Raw genomic sequence first — 18,578 nt, 5'->3', positions numbered from 1 at the left:
AAAAGGCGAGGATTATTCCTCGCCTCTTATTTTTACATATTGGAATAAGTCTCCGATTACTCCACGTTTAATAAATGCTTTTTTCAAAATAGCCTCAGGAATGTAGCCTGCTTTTTCCAATACGTTCATAGATTCCCCGTTGAAATCATACACCTGTGCGTAAACACGCTGAATGTCGAATTTGTCAAACAGATGCTTGGTAAATAAACGCACTGCCTCAGTAGCAATTCCTTTTCGCCAATATGGTTCACCAACCCAGAAACCTAATTCCATATTGGTTCTCAATTCATCCTTCCCCCTTTCACAGCCAATTGCTCCTGCTAGTTTTCCTTGAAACTCTATGGCAAAATTCTGAGGTGGATTAAACTTTTGATTGTGTTCGATCCAATGCCGGGCATCGTGAATGGTATAAGGCTGAGGAAAACTATCCCTCAGATTCATGGCTATTTTTGGGTTGTTGGCAAGAGGATATAGCTGATGGAAATGGGCCTCATTCCATGTCACTAGGTTGATCTCTCTTTCTCCGGCAATGATCATAAGAACTTTTCAGTTAATTCTTCAAGATACTAGTCAAAAATCACATTCTGCAATATTCAATCAACAATTATGCAAAAGGAAAGATTATTCCTCTAAACCCGAGCTTTGCATCTTCTCCAAGTTTTCTGCAAAGCGTAAAGCGGAGATAAACTCCTCAATGTGACCGTCCATTACCTCGGGTAGGTTGTATACGGTTTTGTTGATTCTATGATCAGTTACCCTTGATTGGGGATAATTATAAGTTCTGATTTTATCCGATCTATCTCCGCTGCCAACCATGGATTTTCTTTGAGCTCCGACAGATTCATTATGTTTTGCGAGCTCAATTTCATACAATCTTGAGCGAAGTACCTTCAAGGCTTTTTCAAAGTTCTTGATTTGAGACTTCTCGTCCTGACATGTTACAACCAATCCTGTAGGGTTGTGGGTCAGTCTTACGGCAGAATAAGTGGTGTTGACAGACTGACCTCCAGGCCCGGATGAGCAATAGGTATCTTTTCTGATATCATTCATGTCCAAGTGTACCTCCACTTCATCCATTTCTGGGAGAACCGCCACTGAAGCCGCTGAAGTATGGACTCTTCCTTGAGATTCGGTAGCTGGAACTCGCTGAACTCTATGAACTCCGGATTCATATTTCATCATTCCATACACATCTGCACCGGAAATGGTAGCGATGATTTCCTTGTATCCACCTGCCGAACCAAAAGTTAAATCCAGAACAGTAAGCTTCCAATTCTGCATTTCGCAGAAACGCTCATACATTCTAAATAGGTCACCAGCAAAAATTGCGGCTTCATCCCCACCGGTTCCTCCTCGAATTTCGAGAATACAGTCTTTAGAATCATTGGGATCCTTGGGGATGAGTAATTGTTTCAACTCATTTTCAAGCTCTTCTTTTCTTTCCTTTAATTCATCCAGTTCAGCCTTGGCCATTTCGCGGAAGTCAGGATCTTTTTCTTTATCCAGAATTTCCTTGGAGCTTGAAATATTTTGCAGGACTAGAATATACTCATCATATACAGCTACAATTTTTTCAAGGTCTTTATATTCCTTGGTTAGCTTGGCATACTTACTCATGTCCGCCATGGATTCAGGCAACACGATCAGTTGACCCACTTCTTCAAACCGTTCTTTTATTGATTGTAATTTGTCCAGCATACTATTTAATTCGCAAGGCAAAATTAAGGATTTATCTTTAGTTGCTGATTCCTTTCCTTATAATTGTACTTGTATCATTTCGATTTGATTTTTCGTCTCCTATATTGACATTATTATTGAAATTATGAAACGATTATCCTTTCTATCATCGATTTGTGTTCTCCTCTTTTCTGCATTTCAATGCGATGAAGAACTTCCACCTGATTGTTATGACTCCAGGTTGGTCAAGGATAATGCAGCTTGCTACCAAATCTATGCACCAGTATGTGGGTGTAATGGGATTACCTATGGCAATGATTGCGAGGCTAGGTCCAGAGGTATTACTTCCTTTACCCAGGGTACTTGTGGGGATTAAAAAAGAAAAGGCCTTCAGAAATGAAGGCCTTTGATATTATTCAACTGTCACTGATTTTGCGAGGTTTCTAGGTTGGTCTACATTACAACCTCTCATCACAGCAATGTGATAGGATAGCAATTGAAGAGGAATTACTGAAACCAATGGAGCAAAAGCTTCGTGAGTTTCTGGTATCTCAATGACATGATCAGCCATACTTTTCACTTGAGTATCTCCTTCAGTTACTACAGCAATTACTTTTCCTTTTCTTGCTTTCACTTCCTGAATGTTACTTACCACTTTTTCATAAGAACTATCCTGAGTAGCGATAAAGATTACTGGCATCTCCTCATCAATCAAGGCAATAGGACCATGCTTCATTTCTGCTGCAGGATAACCTTCCGCATGGATATAAGAGATTTCTTTCAGTTTCAAAGCACCTTCCAAGGCTACAGGGAAATTGTAGCCTCTTCCTAGATAAAGGGCATTTCTCACGTCCTTATATTCGGAAGCGATATATTCGATTTGCTTATTAGTCTGCAAAGCTTTCTCCACTTTGGATGGAATAGCTGCAAGTTCATGCAGCAACTGGATGTAACGACTTTCCGGAAGCGTTCCTCTTTGGTAACCTAACTTCAAAGCCATCATAGCCAAAACTGAGATTTGGGCCGTAAATGCTTTTGTTGAAGCTACGCCGATTTCTGGTCCCGCGTGAGTATAGGATCCAGCGTGGGTTGTTCTTGGGATAGAAGAACCAACCACATTACAAACACCAAATATGGTTGCCCCTTTTGACTTTGCCAGTTCAATAGCAGCCAAAGTATCTGCAGTTTCTCCTGATTGAGAAATTGCGATTACAAAGTCTTTATCATTGATAACTGGATTTCTGTATCTGAATTCGGAAGCATATTCTACTTCTACAGGAACTCTGGCAAATTCTTCGAACAAATACTCAGCCACTAAGCCGGCATGCCAAGATGTACCGCAAGCCGTGATGATAATCCGCTCAGCATTTTGGAATTTGTTCATGTAGTCTCGTAGACCGCCTAGAACTAATCTTCCTGATTTTGCATCCAATCTTCCTCTAAGGCAGTCAGCGATGGACTTGGGCTGCTCATAGATCTCCTTCAACATGAAATGATCATAACCACCCTTTTCAATCGCTTCCAATTCCATCTCCAATTGATTGATGTATGGATTGGTTTCTACGTTTTCTATGGTTTTTACCTGAAGCCTATTATTACGGATTACAGCTATTTCGTAATCATCCAAATAAACCACCTTGTTGGTATACTCAATAATAGGGGTTGCGTCCGATGCCAAGAAATATTCATCTTCTCCAACACCAATAACCAAAGGAGAACCTTTTCTAGCTGCAATCAGGGTGTCAGGTTCCTCTTTGTTGATCAAAACAATAGCATAAGCACCTACCACCTTGTGCAGTGCCAGACGCAAAGCTTCTTCCAAGGAGCATTTATTATGAAGCTGAATGTCCTCAATAAATTTGATGAATACCTCAGTATCAGTTTCTGAATGAAACTTATATCCTTTCTGAATCAAGTCTTTCTTTAGGACCTCATAATTCTCAATAATCCCATTATGGATCATTGCCAGTTTTTCAGAAGAAGAATAATGAGGGTGAGCATTTACATCATTAGGTTCACCGTGAGTAGCCCATCTTGTATGACCAATTCCAATATTGGATTTGATATCACCATTGGACTCCAAGTGTTTTTCCAACTCAGAGACCTTTCCTTTCTTTTTATAAATACTAAGGCCATTATGATCCAGCAAAGCTACGCCTGCACTATCGTAACCTCTATACTCTAATCTTCTTAGACCTTTGATAATAATGGGAAGAGCTTCTTGCTGCCCCACATATGCTACAATTCCACACATATTGAAAAATTCTTTTTGTTTTCTAGAACTTGCACAAAGAAACAGCTTTCATGCCAAAAAAAAGAATCCACTTTCCTAAAATTTGAAAGTGGACTCTTTTAGCTTCTTAAAAAGCAGTTTTTATTTGATTTTTGAATAGATGGCTTTGACCTTGATTCGGTCTTTCCTTACCACCATTTGCCTTAATGATTTTTTGAAATTATCATCCTCGGAACCTACAGAAACTATTCCTCCGTAAAATAGCCAATCCTTATTAGTTAATGTTCCTCGGAAAAGCGCATTAATATGGGAAGTTATATCCGCACTATAAGTTTTGGAGGTTTGATTAAATAAAACCTGAGCGGGAGCTCTTACCATTGGAATTTGGTTTCCATTCTCATCGGTTTCTACCTGAGGTTGATTTGTTGATTGAACCGTGATAGGATTTCTATCGATGCTCCTTCGAATGAAATTATTGGTATCGTCTGTTAAATATAAATATCCAGAAAATAAAGGATTTTGAGTTTCAGGGAATGATTCAATTTCTCCCATTTCAAACGAAACTTCATTGAAGACAATCCCAGAAATTGAGTCTAAAAATTCATCAATTGGATGAGTGTTTATTTTAATAACCATCCCAAGATTAGCTTTTGCACCTACTTTATTCCCGACGTCATAAGCTGTTCTATATTCTTGAACACTAGCAGTTGGAGTACCACTTCTATCGCTTTCAACATTTACAAAGCCTCTTGAGGTACTAGTAGTTATTCTGAAAGATGAGGCAACTGTATCAGCAAGGTTGTGGTAATAAAATATAAACCCAGTGTTCTCACCTTGCTGAAGTCCAATTGTAGTGTTGTCTCCTTCTTTAGCTTTAATTGCAATACCTGGTAAGTATTGTCTGAAATTAAATATGTTGCTAAACTCTCTACTTCCTTTGTATAGCTCAAAAACTTCCGAAGCAAATTGTTGGTCTACTTGGAGTCTAACAGTGGTGTCTTTGGTTTCATTAAATGTTATTTCACTGGAAGCCAACGCAGATTCCTGAAATGGAATTTTATCGGTGTTGAAATAAACCGTATCCAGAATCTGCTCATTTAATTTATGGACCGAATATGATTTTGGCTGATCTAAGTCAGTTCCATTGACACTTATTACTCTAAGAGTAAAGAACACACTATCAAGAATTGCATCAGCTTCAGGCCTTTTTTGACTAGAAGAGAATGAAAGTCTAGAATAGGAAGTTGCTTGGGTTACTCCAAAAAAGTCATCTTGTTCGTGCCCTACTGCCAAAATCCCTCTCCGAGCTGCATTGGTAGTCGTTTCAAAAGAGTCCAATAACACAACTTCCGCAGGTAGATCGAACTCAGCGAAGAAAACACCTACTTGGTTGTTTCCCGGAGCTAATTCGAGTCCTACGGAAGCTGGATCGGAACAAGAACTAATTAGAATTGTAAATAGTAATCCCAAGCAAGCTAGTTTAGCCTGCAAGATTTGTGTATATGCCGTAAAGCTCTTCGTGAGCTTGTTCTTCTTCGTCAATGCTGATTTCAAACTTCTTATCTTTTGAGAAATCTTCTATTAATTGAGTTAATTCGTCAGAAACTTCTCCGCCCTTCACTACTAAATCGGCATATTCCATACCCATACGAATAAAGCCTTCGAAGTCTTTGCTTTCCAAAGGTGCTAAAATAGTGTCATCTATGTCCACCATCTTAACCTTGTTTAACAAATCATCGCCAAAGGTATGAGAAAATCCGTTGTTGTAGATAGCAAAAACTGATTTAGTGTCTTTGAATAATGGCTCATTCTTGTAAGTCGTCTTCAAATACATAGGAATCAAGGAGGTCATCCAGTCATTGCAATGCACAATATCCGGTGCCCATCCCAATTTCTTGACAGTTTCGATTACTCCCTTACAGAAGAAAATGGCTCTCTCGTCATTGTCTTCGTAGAATTTTTGCTGCTTGTCATGGAATACGCTCTTTCGCTGGAAGTAGTCCTCATTGTCGATGAAGTAAACCTGAAGTTTAGCATTCGGAATGGAGGCTACCTTGATCACCAACGGCTTTTCTTCTTCACCAACAGCAATGTTAATTCCAGAAAGTCTTACAACTTCATGAAGTCTGTTTTTTCGCTCATTGATCAATCCAAACCGAGGTACCAAAATACGGATTTCCATGCCGCGCTCTTGCATGGCTTGAGGAAGTGTTCGTAGGAAATTGGCTACTTCTGAAGTCTGGAGAAAAGGGTTGATTTCACTGGCAACGTAGAGGATACGTAATTTAGACATGCTATATATTTTTTATGTAAAGTGATAAACAACGGCACAAATATAATAAAAAAAGCCTGAAATGCCTTGTTTTTCTGGATATTAATCTAGTTTTGCCTCTATTTACCCAAAAGTATCCCCTATCCCGTGCAGGTATTCCGTACAGGGGCCGATTGGAACAAAATCAGGCTCCAATTCATTCAATCAAATAAATCCATAGGTCTCGTGCCGACAATGGGTGCTCTGCACCAAGGGCATTTGGATTTAGTAAAAAAATGTGTAGCTCAGGCAGATTGTACAGTAGTTTCCATTTTCGTCAATCCTACTCAATTCAATAATCAGGAAGACTTCAAAAAATACCCTTCTAGTGTAAAGGAGGACCTCGATCTATTGGAATCAGCAGGAGTCGATTATGTGTTTTTACCAGAAGTTGACACGATGTACCCCAGTTCTCCGGTGCTCAAATTAAATTTTGGCCACCTTGAAACGATTTTAGAGGGAGCTTTCCGACCAGGACATTTCAATGGGGTGGGGGTGATTGTGTCAAAGCTATTTCACATCATTCGACCCGATTTTGCCTTTTTTGGTCAGAAAGATTTACAGCAAGTAGCAATCATTCAAACCTTGGTGAGAGATCTTTCTTTTCCTATTGAAATAATTGTAGTGCCTACCAGAAGAGAAGAGGATGGACTTGCCATGTCTTCAAGAAATAGGCGATTATCTGATCTGGAGAGAAAAACAGCCTTAATCATTTTTAATAGTTTGTCGGTAGCGGCGAAGGAACTGAAAGAAGGCAAGGAGTGGTTAGTTGTACAAGAACAAATCATCCGACAGTTTCAAGAACAAGAATCTGTGAAACTCGAGTATTTCGAATTGGTAGAAAGAGAGGCTTTTGAAATAAAGAAGCAGTTTGACCCACATCAAAAAATGGCAATTTGTGCTGCCGCTTATGTGGGAGAAATTCGATTGATCGATAACCTCATAATTAATTCTTAATTTTGCGGCCGGAAAAACTAAGCCAATGCAAATTCAAATCATGAAGTCAAAAATCCACCGGGTGAAAATCACTCAGGCGGAATTGCACTATGTGGGTTCAATTACCATCGACGAAGACTTGATGGATGCGGCCAATCTCATTGAAAACGAAAAAGTCCAAATCGTCAATGTTAATAATGGAGAAAGGCTGGAAACTTATGTGATTAAAGGGGAAAGAGGAAGTGGCCAGATCTGTCTTAATGGTCCAGCAGCAAGAAAAGCGGCTGTTGGAGATATAGTCATCATTATCAGCTATGCAGGAATGGACTTTGAAGAAGCGAAGAAATTTAAACCAGTGGTGATTTTTCCAGATGATCAAAACCGATTGATCTGATGCTACACCCTAGAATCAAACAAACAATCCAGATTCTGATCTCCTTGGCGATCGCAGTCTGGATTTTTTGGTTTTTGTACAAGGATATTGAGTTCAATAGCCTGGTAGAGCAGATTTTTTCCAGTAATTGGGCTTGGATTGGTTTATCATTAGCCATTGCTTTGGGAGGTTATGCTTTGAGAGGCTGGAGGTGGACACTGCTCATTCAGGAAAATGAAGGAAAAAAAGTAACTCTTTCCGACGCCTATCATGCCGTAATGGTCGGCTATCTGGCCAATATGATTGTTCCAAGAGCCGGAGAAGTTGCGCGATGCGGAGTACTTTCCCGGACAAATGGTATTTCCATTGGCCATCTCTTGGGTACGGTTATACTAGAGAGATCAATTGACTTGTTATTTTTGATTGCTACTATTCTATTGGCTTTTTTGGTGGAAAATGAGCTTTTCTTGAATCTGGCTGGTCAATTGGTAGACTTGGATAACTTAGGAACTAAACTACTTCAAAACCTTCCTTTGGTGATGGGGGGAATTTTGGTTTTCTGTTTAGTCATTTATTTCATTTTAAGACGTTTTCGAGACAATGGATTTATACAAAAGGTCCAGCACTTTCTTCGAGAATTGTATTCAGGTATCAAGGGAATCTCGACTCTAAAAAATCCTATGGGTTTTTGGTTGAGCTCTGTAGTCATTTGGTTGATTTATTTTTTAACCATGTGTACAGTTGCATTAGGGATTCAAAGTACTGCCAATTTGTCCAGCGGCGAAGTGCTCTTGGTCATGGTAATGGGAAGTATTGGCATGGTTGCACCGGTTCAAGGGGGGATAGGAACCTTTCATGCATTGGTGGCCTTTATTTTGATACAGTTAGGAATATCAGAAGTAGACGGAAAAATCTTTGCAGCCATTATTCATGGTACACAGGTGATTTTGGTTCTTGTGGCAGGCTTAATTAGCTGGGTCATCATGATTCAAAAACCAGCTTGGATAAAACCTGACAAAAGCTAACTTCGTATTCATTTCTGCAAACAAAAAAATTATGTTACTGATATTAATTGTAGTCGTATTTGCAATCGCAGGTTTTGTTGTAAGCAACAAACTCAAAAGCAAGTTTAAAAAGTATTCTCAGACTGCTTTGGAAGCCAATCTTTCCGGAGCAGAAATTGCCAAACTGATGTTGGCGGACAATAATATTCATGATGTTCAGGTGGTCTCTGTGGAAGGACAATTAACGGATCATTACAACCCCATGAATAAGACGGTTAATCTAAGCCCGGACGTTTACTATGGACGAAATGCAGCAGCAGCAGCAGTAGCGGCTCACGAATGTGGTCACGCAGTGCAGCATGCTACCTCTTACACTTGGCTCACTCTTAGATCCAAGCTTGTTCCTTTGCAGAATATTTCCGGAAAGATTCTTAACGTAGTCTTAATCGCCTCTTTGTTCGGTGGATTTGCCTTAGGCTTACCATATGAATATATAGGGGTAATTGTCGTCGGGGCATACGGGATTATGACCTTATTCACCTTGGTTACCCTTCCTGTTGAATTTGACGCCTCTAACCGGGCTTTGGCATGGGTTCAAAACAGAAACATTGTCACACGTTCTGAATATGCTATGTCTAAAGACGCATTGAAATGGGCTGCCATGACTTATGTAGTTGCTGCTCTTGCATCATTAGCTACTTTAGCTTACTACATATTTATTTTCTTTGGCAATCGGGATTGATTCAAATCAAAATAAAATTCGGAAAGGGGCAACATTTTGCCCCTTTTCTTTTTTTACTATAAATTCCGCAAACGAAAATAAACCCGATAATTAAACATGAATTTTCAACTGACAGAAGAGCACCTAGCAGTGCAGGAGGCGGCAAGAGAATTTGCAAATACTGAACTTTTGCCTGGGGTAATAGAAAGAGATACTGAAGCTAAATTTCCGACTGAGCAAATCAAAAAAATGAGTGAGCTTGGATTCATGGGAATGATGGTGGACCCAAAATATAATGGAGGGGGAATGGATACCATTTCTTATGTCCTGGCTATGGAAGAGTTGTCAAAAATTGATGCCTCTGCTTCAGTCTCAATGTCAGTGAACAATTCTTTGGTATGCTGGGGATTGGAAAAATACGGGACAGAAGAGCAAAAGGAAAAATACCTGAAGAAACTGGCCACCGGTGAAGTTTTAGGTGCATTCTGCCTTTCTGAACCTGAAGCAGGTTCTGATGCTACTTCTCAAAGAACCGAAGCTACTAAAGAGGGTGATTATTATATTCTCAACGGAACCAAAAACTGGATTACAAACGGTTCTTCTGCAAGTGTTTATTTGGTTATTGCTCAAACAGACGCCAGCAAAGGACATAAAGGGATCTCTGTCTTTATCGTGGAAAAAGGTTGGGACGGTTTTGTGATTGGAAAAAAAGAGGACAAACTGGGAATCAGAGGAAGTGATACCCACTCTTTGATGTTCACGGATGTGAAAGTTCCGGCTTCCAATAGAATTGGAGAGGAAGGATTTGGGTTCACATTTGCAATGGAAACTTTAAATGGTGGTAGAATAGGAATCGCAGCTCAAGCATTAGGAATCGCTGCAGGAGCTTATGAGATGTCCCTAGCATATTCCAAAGAAAGAAAAGCTTTCGGGAAGCCAATTAGCCAGCACCAAGCAATCCAATTCAAACTTGCTGACATGGCTACTCAGATTGAAGCTGCCCGCATGTTAGTATATAAAGCCGCTTGGTTAAAAGATCAGGGCGAAGATTATGCTCATGCATCCGCAATGGCCAAGCTCTATGCGTCTGAGGTCGCTATGAATGTAACAGTGGAAGCGGTACAAGTTCATGGAGGATACGGATATGTAAAAGAATATCATGTAGAAAGGCTGATGAGAGATGCTAAAATCACTCAGATCTATGAGGGTACCTCAGAAATTCAAAAAATAGTCATATCTCGAGGACTGCTTAAATAGTCTTCTTTTTACTTTTTGAAGGGCGCAATTGAATATAATTGCGCCTTTTTTAATTTATTTTAACTGATCCTGTAAAAATATTCGTTTTTCTAAATGGAAAAATTATATTTTTGTATCTCAATTTTTCTGCAAAAAAATCATGGAATATTACAACAAGGTCATCGAATCGGTAAATGTTAGGTTTTTAAGGGGAAACAATTTTCAGATTGAAAAGCCCATTTCAATAGCCGATCATAAAGAATTTGACAATATGCTCATCTTGCTTCATCATGGAAGCTTGAAGTTTGGAGAGGATCAGGAAATACTCAATGAAGGAGAAGTCCTTTTTCTTCCAGGAGAAAAAAAGACCTCGCTGACTTTTGGTGGTGGATCCAAAAAGACTGAGGTATCAATGGACAATTTTCTGGAGAACAAAAAGAAGTATCTCCAGAGTATCAGTTTTAAGGATATTCGCAATGTTCAGGAAGACTGTGTATCGATTGTAAGCTTTGAATCCAAGGTTTTCGATGTTGTTAACTTTTTTAATTCCTTAGATATTCCTGCTTTTATTATTCGATTCAATGATAGAATAGGAATGTTGATCGAAGACATCATGAAAGAACTGGAGCAAAGTAGCGTCGGTAAAGAACGTACTTTGAGAGCCTTGACGGAAGTTCTTGTCATAGAATTACTAAGACATATTCTGAAAAATCGTTTGTTCTTAGAAGAGCTATCTACCAATGTGACATATTTTAAGGATCCTAGATTGATTGAACTTTTCAAGTTTATCAAAACCAATTTGGGAGGTGATTTATCCAATAAAGTTTTAGCGAAGGTTGCCAACGTATCGGAAGATTATGTAGGTCAATACTTCAAAATGCTGACTGGAATTAATCCTCAGGATTATATTGAATATCAAAGAATGGAGGCGGCCGTTGACTTATTGAGAACAACCAAAAAATCCATTCGGGACATTGGAAAGGAAGTTGGGTACAAAGATACTGCTTACTTCTGTAGACGATTTAAGATGATGTATGGAGTACCTGCGGGAAAAATGAGAAGAAGAGAATCTTTAATTAACGTGTAAACTCTGATTATACCAATCTTTAAAAGAAAGGACCTCTGTTAGAAAATGGGGGTCCTTTTCTATTTGGTTTCCGATTACAATGACATCCGCCCCAGCTTCAAAGCCCAAATGGATTTTCTGAAGGTTATCAATTCCACCACCAACAATGAGAGGCCCATCCAAATATTTTTTGACTTCCTGAATAACTTCCGTAGCTACAGAGGAGGTAGCACCACTTCCAGCATCCAAAAAGCACAGATCCATTCCCAAAAACTTGCCTGCTAAGGCAGTCTTCACCACTTCCTTGATGGATTTATTTAAAATTGGAAGGGTATTAGATTCCCTGTGCACACTTTTGAGTTCTCCATCATTGACTAAGAGATAAGCTGTTGGGACTACCTCTAGCTCGGAATGATAAATTGATTCTGCTGCAGCAATTTGTTGGGAAATTAGAAATTCCGGATTTCTTCCGGATAATAGACTTAAAAATAAAATTCCATCAGCATGATTGGAGACCTGCATTTTGGAACCCGGAAAAATCAAGACAGGAATATAACCTGCTGCATTTTTTATTTCAAAGACAATTTCATCGAAGTTTTTGTCCCGGTATTTACTTCCTCCAATAAAAATAAAATCAAGCTTAGAGTCTCTGATTGATTTTATATTTGGGATAAGATTTTTGTCAAATTTTGCAGGGTCAATCAGCCAGGCAATTCCTTTCTGTTTCTTTTCAAAAAGTCTGTGGAAACTCTTAGAAAGTGCCTTCTTCTTCCTTCCCATCAGCCTTTTCCTTTGTAAATAAGTCTTTGAAATATTTTTCCTTAGCCAAGGCCAGACCTAGTATCAACAATCTTTGGCTCATGCTAGGCCAAAAGCTGGACTTTTTTGGTTTGGTCAATTTTTCCTCCAAATCCTTATCCAAAAGACCCTCTCTTTCCAAAACTTCAAGTGCTCTTTGGGTCTTTTTATTCTTTTTCTTTCTGGTGGCTTTCACAATAGCGTAAGCGAGTAGGCCCCCAGCCAGCACGGCCCCTCCTACTTTCAACCAATCCTCGGAATCTCTTTTGAGAAGGTCTAGCTGTTTTTGAAGCGTCTGCTCCAATTCTTCAGCTTGTTTTTCCAATTCATTACTCATCTTTCTTCTTGAGTTTGATTTTGCTAAAAATAAAATTCCTTAAACCTCCCTGTACTTTGGACTGTATTCCAATAGAGTATCGGCCCAAGTACAAAAGAACCAATAGAATAAGGTAAAACAGCCCTACCAATAAGAAGCCAATAAAAGGAGATTCGAACTTAGTACTCAGGAAAAACGCCAGAGACAAGCTGAAAAACAAAAGTACTAATAGAGTCAGGCCACCAAGTACCACCAAAAGAATGGTTCGGGATATGATTCCAAGAAATTCTTCCTGAACTTCCTGCTTCACCATATTGACCCTGGTTTCGATCAAACTTTTGACAGTTTGTACTATTTCAGATACTTTGAGCATGCCTATTATTAAAAATGTAACTTTTATTAAGAACACTAATATAATTTAATTGCGACGAGCAAAAAAATCATACTTCCTCAGCTCTCTCCCCTTCTTCGTAAAATTTAAATCTCAACACAAGTTCTAAGGCTCTGCGAATCGCCTCATTGACAGGATAATGGTCACAAAGAGATTCGTCAATATCCCGTAGCTGAGTGTAGTAGGCTGTCGCCATGGGAATATGCAGATCCTCGTTGATCAATAAATTTACTTCCTGAAATCGATCAGCTTGGGATTCTTTGATGGGTTTACATATAATCAATTCCTTTTGTCCTGTTTTAGTTCTTCTCGCAGAGCTGGCAAATACTCTACAAATCATGCCTCTGTTCTGATAATTGCCACAAAAACCCTTGCTTCCATCCTCGTTTTGTGGACGGTATAAAATGCAGTTTCCGCCATTTTCCTGAGTTTCCAGAAGGCGAAGGCTTGCTTCAGCAACGCCCTTTTCATGAAGGTCTAAGGCTAGGGGTAAAAATTCTAAAATGGAGGCTGGAATCTTAGGGTTTGCACAGCAAAACCCACAACCCGAAATACAAGAAAGGCCACTTTCTGTGGCAAATTGTTTAGACTCTGTCTCAAGCTCAGCAAATAATTGCTGTACCAAGAGGGATTTTTCTGCTAAATTCAAGCGTTATTTAATTTCACGCAAAAGTAAGCGTAAACAAGCCGGTATGATTCCCGTCAGGTAATATTTTTTATTACTGAAAATCAATTGCTTAGGGTTTCCGCTTCTTTTTTGCGGAGGTTTTGGCCGACTATTTCGGTATGTCATCGTTTTCTTACTAAAAGTAAATATGTTATGAGCAATCTAGAGGATAAGCAGCAAGAAGATAAAATTAGGAAAGCCTTTAAAGAACGCGATTGGAGCGAGATCAAAAGCGCGGATTCTTGGGCAATTTTTAAAGTAATGTCTGAATTTGTGGAGGGCTTTGAAAAGCTTGCCAAAATAGGACCTTGCGTTTCAATTTTTGGTTCGGCAAGGACTCCAAGGGATCATAGCCACTACAAAATGGCAGAAGATATTGCTGCTAAATTGGTACGCCATGGATACGGGGTGATCACAGGAGGTGGCCCGGGTATCATGGAAGCGGGTAATAAAGGAGCCCATTCTGAAGGAGGTAAATCTGTGGGTTTGAACATTGTTTTGCCTTTCGAACAGTTTAACAACATTTATATTGACCGGGATAAGCTGATCACCTTTGACTACTTTTTTGTGAGAAAAGTAATGTTTATTCGGTATTCACAGGGATTTGTGGTTCTACCAGGAGGATTTGGAACCATGGATGAGCTTTTCGAAGCCCTTACCTTAATTCAAACAAATAAAATTGGACGCTTCCCTATAGTCCTTGTCGGAAAAGATTATTGGGAAGGCCTAGTAGATTGGATCAAAAAAACTCTTTTGAGTCATAAGTACATCAATGAAGAGGATCTGGACCTTTTTTCAGTAGTGGAAGATGCTACGGAAGCAGTCCGCGTAATTGATGATTTCTACAGCAAGTATTTATTGAGCCCCAACTTTTAATGAAAAGCTACCACCTTTTTATCATCTATGGGTTATTGTTTACCTGTCTTATTGGGTTGGCAGTTATCTGGAAAAGTTCAGATGGCTCGGTTCTACAAGAAACAGAAGAAACATTGATTCCGATGAGTCTGCCTACTTTACCGGCAGACTCTGTGCGGATCTTTGAAATACCCAAAGAATTGAGCTTTGCAGGCGAGAAAGTTCCTTTAGAAATCCAGGATGTGTATGAAAGGCTAGAGAGGGAAATCTATGTCAACGCCTATTGGCAATCTAATATGGTACTGCTAATGAAGAGATCCGGTAAATACCTGAATGAAATCAGCCAAATTTTGCAAGAAAATGGGATTCCTGATGATTTCAAATATCTGGCAATAGCCGAATCAGCTTTGATGAATGCCACCTCTTCTGCAGGAGCCAAAGGGTTCTGGCAATTCATGGAAGATACAGCTAAAGAATATGACTTAGAGATAAGCAGAGACGTGGATGAGCGCTATCATTGGCAAAAGTCAACTGTAGCAGCAGCAAAGTATTTGAATAAAGCTCATCAAAAATTCGGGAACTGGACTGCTGTAGCAGCAAGCTATAACATGGGACAAAGTGGTCTTTCCCGGCGTCAAACAGAGCAATTACAGGAAGATTATTACGACCTATTGCTCAATGATGAAACGAGTAGATACATTTTCAGAATTCTTGCCTTCAAAGTCATCTTTGAAAATCCCAAGAAATATGGATTTGGGTTGAGGAAGGAAGATTACTATACCAATCCTGTTCTGAAGTCAATCACTGTATCTGATGATATTAAAAATCTCGCAGAGTGGGCCAAACAACGTGGCTCTTCCTACAAAGAGTTAAAGCTTTACAATCCATGGCTTAGAGATCGAGACCTAAATGTGAAGAGAGGAAGGTCTTATGAAATCTTACTGCCGGAATAAATTTCCTTATCTGTGATTTAAACTAATAATATTTGGGAAGCTCTGATATGGAAGAAGACTTTCCAAAATTCCTGTTGAAGCCTGTTTTCTTCAAGAAAATTCTAAAAAAGACTTAAGAAACCTGAGATTTCAAAAGATTTTTTTCTCAAGGTTATCCAGACAAAAGTTTTGTTTGTATCTTTGACGGGCAAATAGGGTTACCTACAATCGATATTTGCTATGAATCGAAACTCCGATAAATTTCTCTTCGAAGCACTCACTTACGATGACGTGCTCTTAGTTCCAGGGTATTCAGAAGTTCTTCCTCGTGAGACCAATACTTCTACCCAACTCACCAAAAAAATCAGATTAAACATTCCTCTTGTCTCTGCCGCTATGGATACAGTGACTGAGGCTGAGCTCGCCATTGCTATCGCTTTGGAAGGAGGCTTAGGCTTCATTCATAAAAACATGTCTATAGAGAAGCAAGCCGCTCAAGTGAGAAAGGTGAAGCGCTCTCAGGCAGGTATGATCTTAGATCCTATCACGCTTCATATCGATGCAAAAGTGAGGGACGCTGAAAATATCATGCGTGAATTTCACATTGGAGGTATTCCTGTAGTTGATGAAGATCGTGTATTGAAAGGTATCATTACCAATCGCGATTTAAGATTTATCAAAGATCCGAACAGACCGATCCGGGAAATCATGACCATTGATAATCTGATCACAGCCAAAGCAGGCGTCTCTTTGGAGCAGGCAGAGGAAATCCTTCAAGAATATAAAATCGAAAAGCTTCCAATCGTAGATGAGGAAGACAAACTTACCGGCCTTATTACTTACAAGGATATTCTGAAAAGAAAGGATAAGCCAAATGCTTGTAAAGACGAGTATGGACGCTTGAGAGTAGGTGCTGCTGTAGGTGTCACCGCAGACATTGTTGAAAGAGTAGAGGCATTGAAAGCTGCTGGTGTAGACGTAGTATCCATTGATACTGCTCACGGACATTCCAAGGGTGTGATTGAAACCTGCAAAAAGATTAAAACAGCATTCCCTGATTTAGAGGTGATTGTTGGAAATATTGCAACTCCTGAGGCGGCTCTTGCACTTGCAGATGCTGGTGCAGATGCCGTGAAAGTTGGGGTTGGTCCAGGTTCGATTTGTACCACCCGGGTGATTGCAGGAGTTGGAGTTCCACAACTTTCGGCCGTTTACGAATGTGCGCAAGCTTTGAAAGACAAGGGTGTTCCTGTAATTGCCGATGGTGGTATCAGATATTCCGGGGATTTGGTTAAAGCGGTTGCCGCTGGAGGTAGCTCTATCATGATCGGTTCATTATTGGCCGGGACAGAAGAGGCACCAGGCGAAATGATCATTTTTGAAGGAAGAAAGTTCAAGTCTTATCGCGGAATGGGTTCATTGGAAGCTATGGAGTCAGGCTCCAAGGACAGATATTTCCAAGATGCAGAAGATAATATTAAAAAGCTGGTTCCAGAAGGAATAGTAGGTCGCGTACCTTACAAAGGCTTAGTTTCTGAAGTACTATATCAATTGGTAGGAGGCTTACAGGCAGGAATGGGATATTGTGGTACAAAAACCATTGAAGACCTTCAGCGAGACGGTAAGTTTGTGAAGATCACCGCAGCTGGAGTAAAAGAGTCCCACCCGCATGATGTAAGTGTGACTAGAGAAGCTCCTAATTATAGCTTTAAATCATAAAAAAATGGCCGGGTTTGATCCCGGCCTTTTTTATGGCAATAACTTTTCGATTTCGTAATCCTGTAAATGAGCATTGAGCCAACCAGCTTCCAAGTAAGCACCGTATTTTTTATAAAAATTAATTGCCGGTTCATTCCAATCTAATACCTGCCACATCATTCCGGTACAATTTGCCTCCAGGCATTTTTTCATCACCCGATCAAAAAGCAATTTTCCAGCTCCATTTCCTCTTTCAGACTCAGTTACCACAATATCTTCCAAGTAAAGACGCTTCCCTTTCCAAGTGCTGTAGCGATAATAATAAATGGCAATTCCTATAATTTCACCAGACTCTTTTTTTTCACAGACAAAAAGGCCATAAACCGGATTGGGTCCAAAGCCATCTTTTTCCATCATTTCCAAAGTGTTGGTGACCTGTTCCGGAGCTTTTTCATAAAGCGCCAATTCTTTAATGAGTTCTAAAACTCTTGGAAGATCGGCTACTTTTCCTTCTCTTAGTGAGTACATAATTGTGTTCTGTTTTTGGATTTTCCTCAATTGAAAGCCTAAATTAGTCAAAACCTGAATAAAGCATGTTTCTAGCCATTGATGCCGGCAATTCCAATGTGGTTTTTGCGCTTTTTGATAAAAAAACGGGAAAATGGACCAATCATTTTAGGTTGGAAACCAAGACTTCCAAATTAATTTCCCAATTGGGGAAAAAAGTTCCTGTCTATTTTTTGGAGCACAACTTGACTCCTGACACAATTAAGCAAATAGGAATGAGCTCTGTAGTTCCGGAAATCAATCAAATTCTCATTGATTTTTGTAAAAATTACTTTGGTCTAGAGCCTTATCTGATCTCTCCAAACAGCTATTCCAAGCTACCGATTAAGACCAAAAGACCTCAGGAAATGGGTACTGACTTGATGTGCAATGGACTTGCCGCTTGGTATAAATTTAAAAATGCCTGCATCGTAGTGGACTTTGGTACGGCTCTAACTTTTACAATTTTGGATGATTCTGGAGAAATAATGGGGGTAAATATTGTTCCAGGACTACGTACAGCCATCAAGGCTTTATTTATGAATACCTCCAAATTACCCGATGTAGACTTGAAGCTTCCCGAATCAGCTATTGGAAAAAACACAGTTCATGCAATTCAGGCTGGAATCCTTTACGGATACACAGGTTTAGTCAAAGGAATGCTAGAAACCATTCGAAAAGAGGCTCAATTGGATTTCAAGGTAGTTGCAACCGGAGGTCTATCAGAAATTCTGACCTCACTGGAACAAGAGTTTGATACGATTGACAAAAATCTGACTTTGGAGGGTCTCAGATTAATGACTTTGTCAAATCTTTGA

At 39.6% G+C, this 18,578-nt stretch carries 21 protein-coding genes; 11 read left to right on the top strand and 10 right to left on the bottom strand.

Translation table 11 applies throughout. The features are described from left to right. Window positions 1–12: 12 nt before the first annotated feature. Both BM073_RS08490 and prfA read right to left on the bottom strand, forming a co-directional pair. Window positions 13–537 carry a GNAT family N-acetyltransferase gene (locus BM073_RS08490; RefSeq protein ID WP_091653228.1) on the bottom strand — a complete coding sequence of 175 codons (525 nt, stop codon included), beginning with the start codon at window positions 535–537 and terminating at the stop codon, window positions 13–15. An 84-nt stretch (window positions 538–621) separates the two neighbouring features. Then, window positions 622–1,698 (bottom strand): peptide chain release factor 1, encoded by a 1,077-nt coding sequence (gene prfA, locus BM073_RS08485; protein WP_091653225.1) that lies wholly within the window; start codon window positions 1,696–1,698, stop codon window positions 622–624. Window positions 1,699–1,822: 124 nt separating this feature from the next. Between prfA and BM073_RS08480 the strand changes: the two genes are divergently transcribed. Beyond that, the gene (locus BM073_RS08480) at window positions 1,823–2,053 is read left to right on the top strand and encodes a Kazal-type serine protease inhibitor family protein (RefSeq protein ID WP_175557877.1); all 231 of its coding nucleotides are present in this window, start codon (window positions 1,823–1,825) and stop codon (window positions 2,051–2,053) included. Window positions 2,054–2,089: 36 nt separating this feature from the next. Here the strand turns inward: BM073_RS08480 and glmS are convergent, their stop codons facing one another. From glmS to BM073_RS08465, 3 genes are all read right to left on the bottom strand, one after another. Next, complete coding sequence (gene glmS, locus BM073_RS08475; protein ID WP_091653220.1) at window positions 2,090–3,931, bottom strand: glutamine--fructose-6-phosphate transaminase (isomerizing); 1,842 nt, start codon at window positions 3,929–3,931, stop codon at window positions 2,090–2,092. 120 nt (window positions 3,932–4,051) lie between these two features. Beyond that, entirely contained in the window at window positions 4,052–5,401 is a 1,350-nt protein-coding gene (locus BM073_RS08470) for a DUF4270 family protein (protein WP_175557876.1), read from the bottom strand. Beyond that, entirely contained in the window at window positions 5,391–6,203 is an 813-nt protein-coding gene (locus BM073_RS08465; RefSeq protein WP_091653215.1) for a glycogen/starch synthase, read from the bottom strand. The genes BM073_RS08470 and BM073_RS08465 overlap by 11 nt, the downstream gene beginning before the upstream one ends. 126 nt (window positions 6,204–6,329) lie before the next feature. Between BM073_RS08465 and panC the strand changes: the two genes are divergently transcribed. The 6 genes from panC (at window position 6,330) to BM073_RS08435 (ending at window position 11,578) form a co-directional block, all read left to right on the top strand. Then, window positions 6,330–7,178, top strand: coding sequence for a pantoate--beta-alanine ligase (panC, locus tag BM073_RS08460; RefSeq protein WP_091653213.1), 849 nt, complete (start codon window positions 6,330–6,332; stop codon window positions 7,176–7,178). A gap of 25 nt (window positions 7,179–7,203) precedes the next feature. Beyond that, complete coding sequence (gene panD / locus BM073_RS08455) at window positions 7,204–7,551, top strand: aspartate 1-decarboxylase (protein ID WP_091653210.1); 348 nt, start codon at window positions 7,204–7,206, stop codon at window positions 7,549–7,551. After that, window positions 7,551–8,555: a lysylphosphatidylglycerol synthase transmembrane domain-containing protein gene (locus BM073_RS08450; RefSeq protein WP_091653207.1), complete on the top strand. Its 1,005-nt coding sequence runs from the start codon at window positions 7,551–7,553 to the stop codon at window positions 8,553–8,555. Before panD ends, BM073_RS08450 begins: the two co-directional genes overlap by 1 nt. Before the next feature lie 31 nt (window positions 8,556–8,586). Continuing rightward, window positions 8,587–9,276 carry a zinc metallopeptidase gene (locus BM073_RS08445; protein WP_091653204.1) on the top strand — a complete coding sequence of 230 codons (690 nt, stop codon included), beginning with the start codon at window positions 8,587–8,589 and terminating at the stop codon, window positions 9,274–9,276. Window positions 9,277–9,372: 96 nt separating this feature from the next. Next, the gene (locus BM073_RS08440; protein ID WP_091653201.1) at window positions 9,373–10,512 is read left to right on the top strand and encodes an acyl-CoA dehydrogenase; all 1,140 of its coding nucleotides are present in this window, start codon (window positions 9,373–9,375) and stop codon (window positions 10,510–10,512) included. 139 nt (window positions 10,513–10,651) lie between these two features. Continuing rightward, window positions 10,652–11,578, top strand: a complete 927-nt coding sequence (locus BM073_RS08435; protein WP_091653198.1) for a helix-turn-helix domain-containing protein — start codon at window positions 10,652–10,654, stop codon at window positions 11,576–11,578. Here BM073_RS08435 and BM073_RS08430 read toward each other — a convergent pair. The 4 genes from BM073_RS08430 to BM073_RS08415 form a co-directional block, all read right to left on the bottom strand. Beyond that, window positions 11,564–12,337, bottom strand: coding sequence for a geranylgeranylglyceryl/heptaprenylglyceryl phosphate synthase (locus BM073_RS08430; protein WP_245756389.1), 774 nt, complete (start codon window positions 12,335–12,337; stop codon window positions 11,564–11,566). The two genes, BM073_RS08435 and BM073_RS08430, sit on opposite strands and share 15 nt — an antisense overlap. Further along, complete coding sequence (locus BM073_RS08425) at window positions 12,309–12,692, bottom strand: hypothetical protein (protein ID WP_091653196.1); 384 nt, start codon at window positions 12,690–12,692, stop codon at window positions 12,309–12,311. The genes BM073_RS08430 and BM073_RS08425 overlap by 29 nt, the downstream gene beginning before the upstream one ends. Then, the gene (locus BM073_RS08420) at window positions 12,685–13,044 is read right to left on the bottom strand and encodes a phage holin family protein (RefSeq protein WP_091653193.1); all 360 of its coding nucleotides are present in this window, start codon (window positions 13,042–13,044) and stop codon (window positions 12,685–12,687) included. Before BM073_RS08420 ends, BM073_RS08425 begins: the two co-directional genes overlap by 8 nt. 67 nt (window positions 13,045–13,111) lie before the next feature. Continuing rightward, complete coding sequence (locus BM073_RS08415; protein ID WP_091653191.1) at window positions 13,112–13,711, bottom strand: YkgJ family cysteine cluster protein; 600 nt, start codon at window positions 13,709–13,711, stop codon at window positions 13,112–13,114. Between the two features lie 171 nt (window positions 13,712–13,882). Between BM073_RS08415 and BM073_RS08410 the strand changes: the two genes are divergently transcribed. The 3 genes from BM073_RS08410 to guaB all read left to right on the top strand — a co-directional run bounded on the left by BM073_RS08410 (window position 13,883) and on the right by guaB (window position 17,235). Beyond that, window positions 13,883–14,605 (top strand): LOG family protein, encoded by a 723-nt coding sequence (locus BM073_RS08410; RefSeq protein ID WP_091653188.1) that lies wholly within the window; start codon window positions 13,883–13,885, stop codon window positions 14,603–14,605. Then, window positions 14,605–15,537: a lytic transglycosylase domain-containing protein gene (locus BM073_RS08405; RefSeq protein WP_091653186.1), complete on the top strand. Its 933-nt coding sequence runs from the start codon at window positions 14,605–14,607 to the stop codon at window positions 15,535–15,537. The genes BM073_RS08410 and BM073_RS08405 overlap by 1 nt, the downstream gene beginning before the upstream one ends. 219 nt (window positions 15,538–15,756) lie before the next feature. Continuing rightward, the gene (gene guaB, locus BM073_RS08400) at window positions 15,757–17,235 is read left to right on the top strand and encodes an IMP dehydrogenase (RefSeq protein WP_091653184.1); all 1,479 of its coding nucleotides are present in this window, start codon (window positions 15,757–15,759) and stop codon (window positions 17,233–17,235) included. Window positions 17,236–17,265: 30 nt separating this feature from the next. Here the strand turns inward: guaB and BM073_RS08395 are convergent, their stop codons facing one another. Beyond that, window positions 17,266–17,742, bottom strand: coding sequence for a GNAT family N-acetyltransferase (locus BM073_RS08395; RefSeq protein WP_091653181.1), 477 nt, complete (start codon window positions 17,740–17,742; stop codon window positions 17,266–17,268). 65 nt (window positions 17,743–17,807) lie between these two features. On the opposite strand from BM073_RS08395, the gene BM073_RS08390 reads away from it, so the two are divergent. Further along, window positions 17,808–18,578 (top strand): type III pantothenate kinase, encoded by a 771-nt coding sequence (locus tag BM073_RS08390; RefSeq protein WP_091653179.1) that lies wholly within the window; start codon window positions 17,808–17,810, stop codon window positions 18,576–18,578.

This window comes from Algoriphagus ornithinivorans (genome assembly GCF_900115305.1).
Taxonomy (GTDB): Bacteria; Bacteroidota; Bacteroidia; order Cytophagales; family Cyclobacteriaceae; genus Algoriphagus; species Algoriphagus ornithinivorans.
Note: the sequence above shows the minus strand (reverse complement) of the source record. Positions and strands in the feature narration are given on the sequence as shown.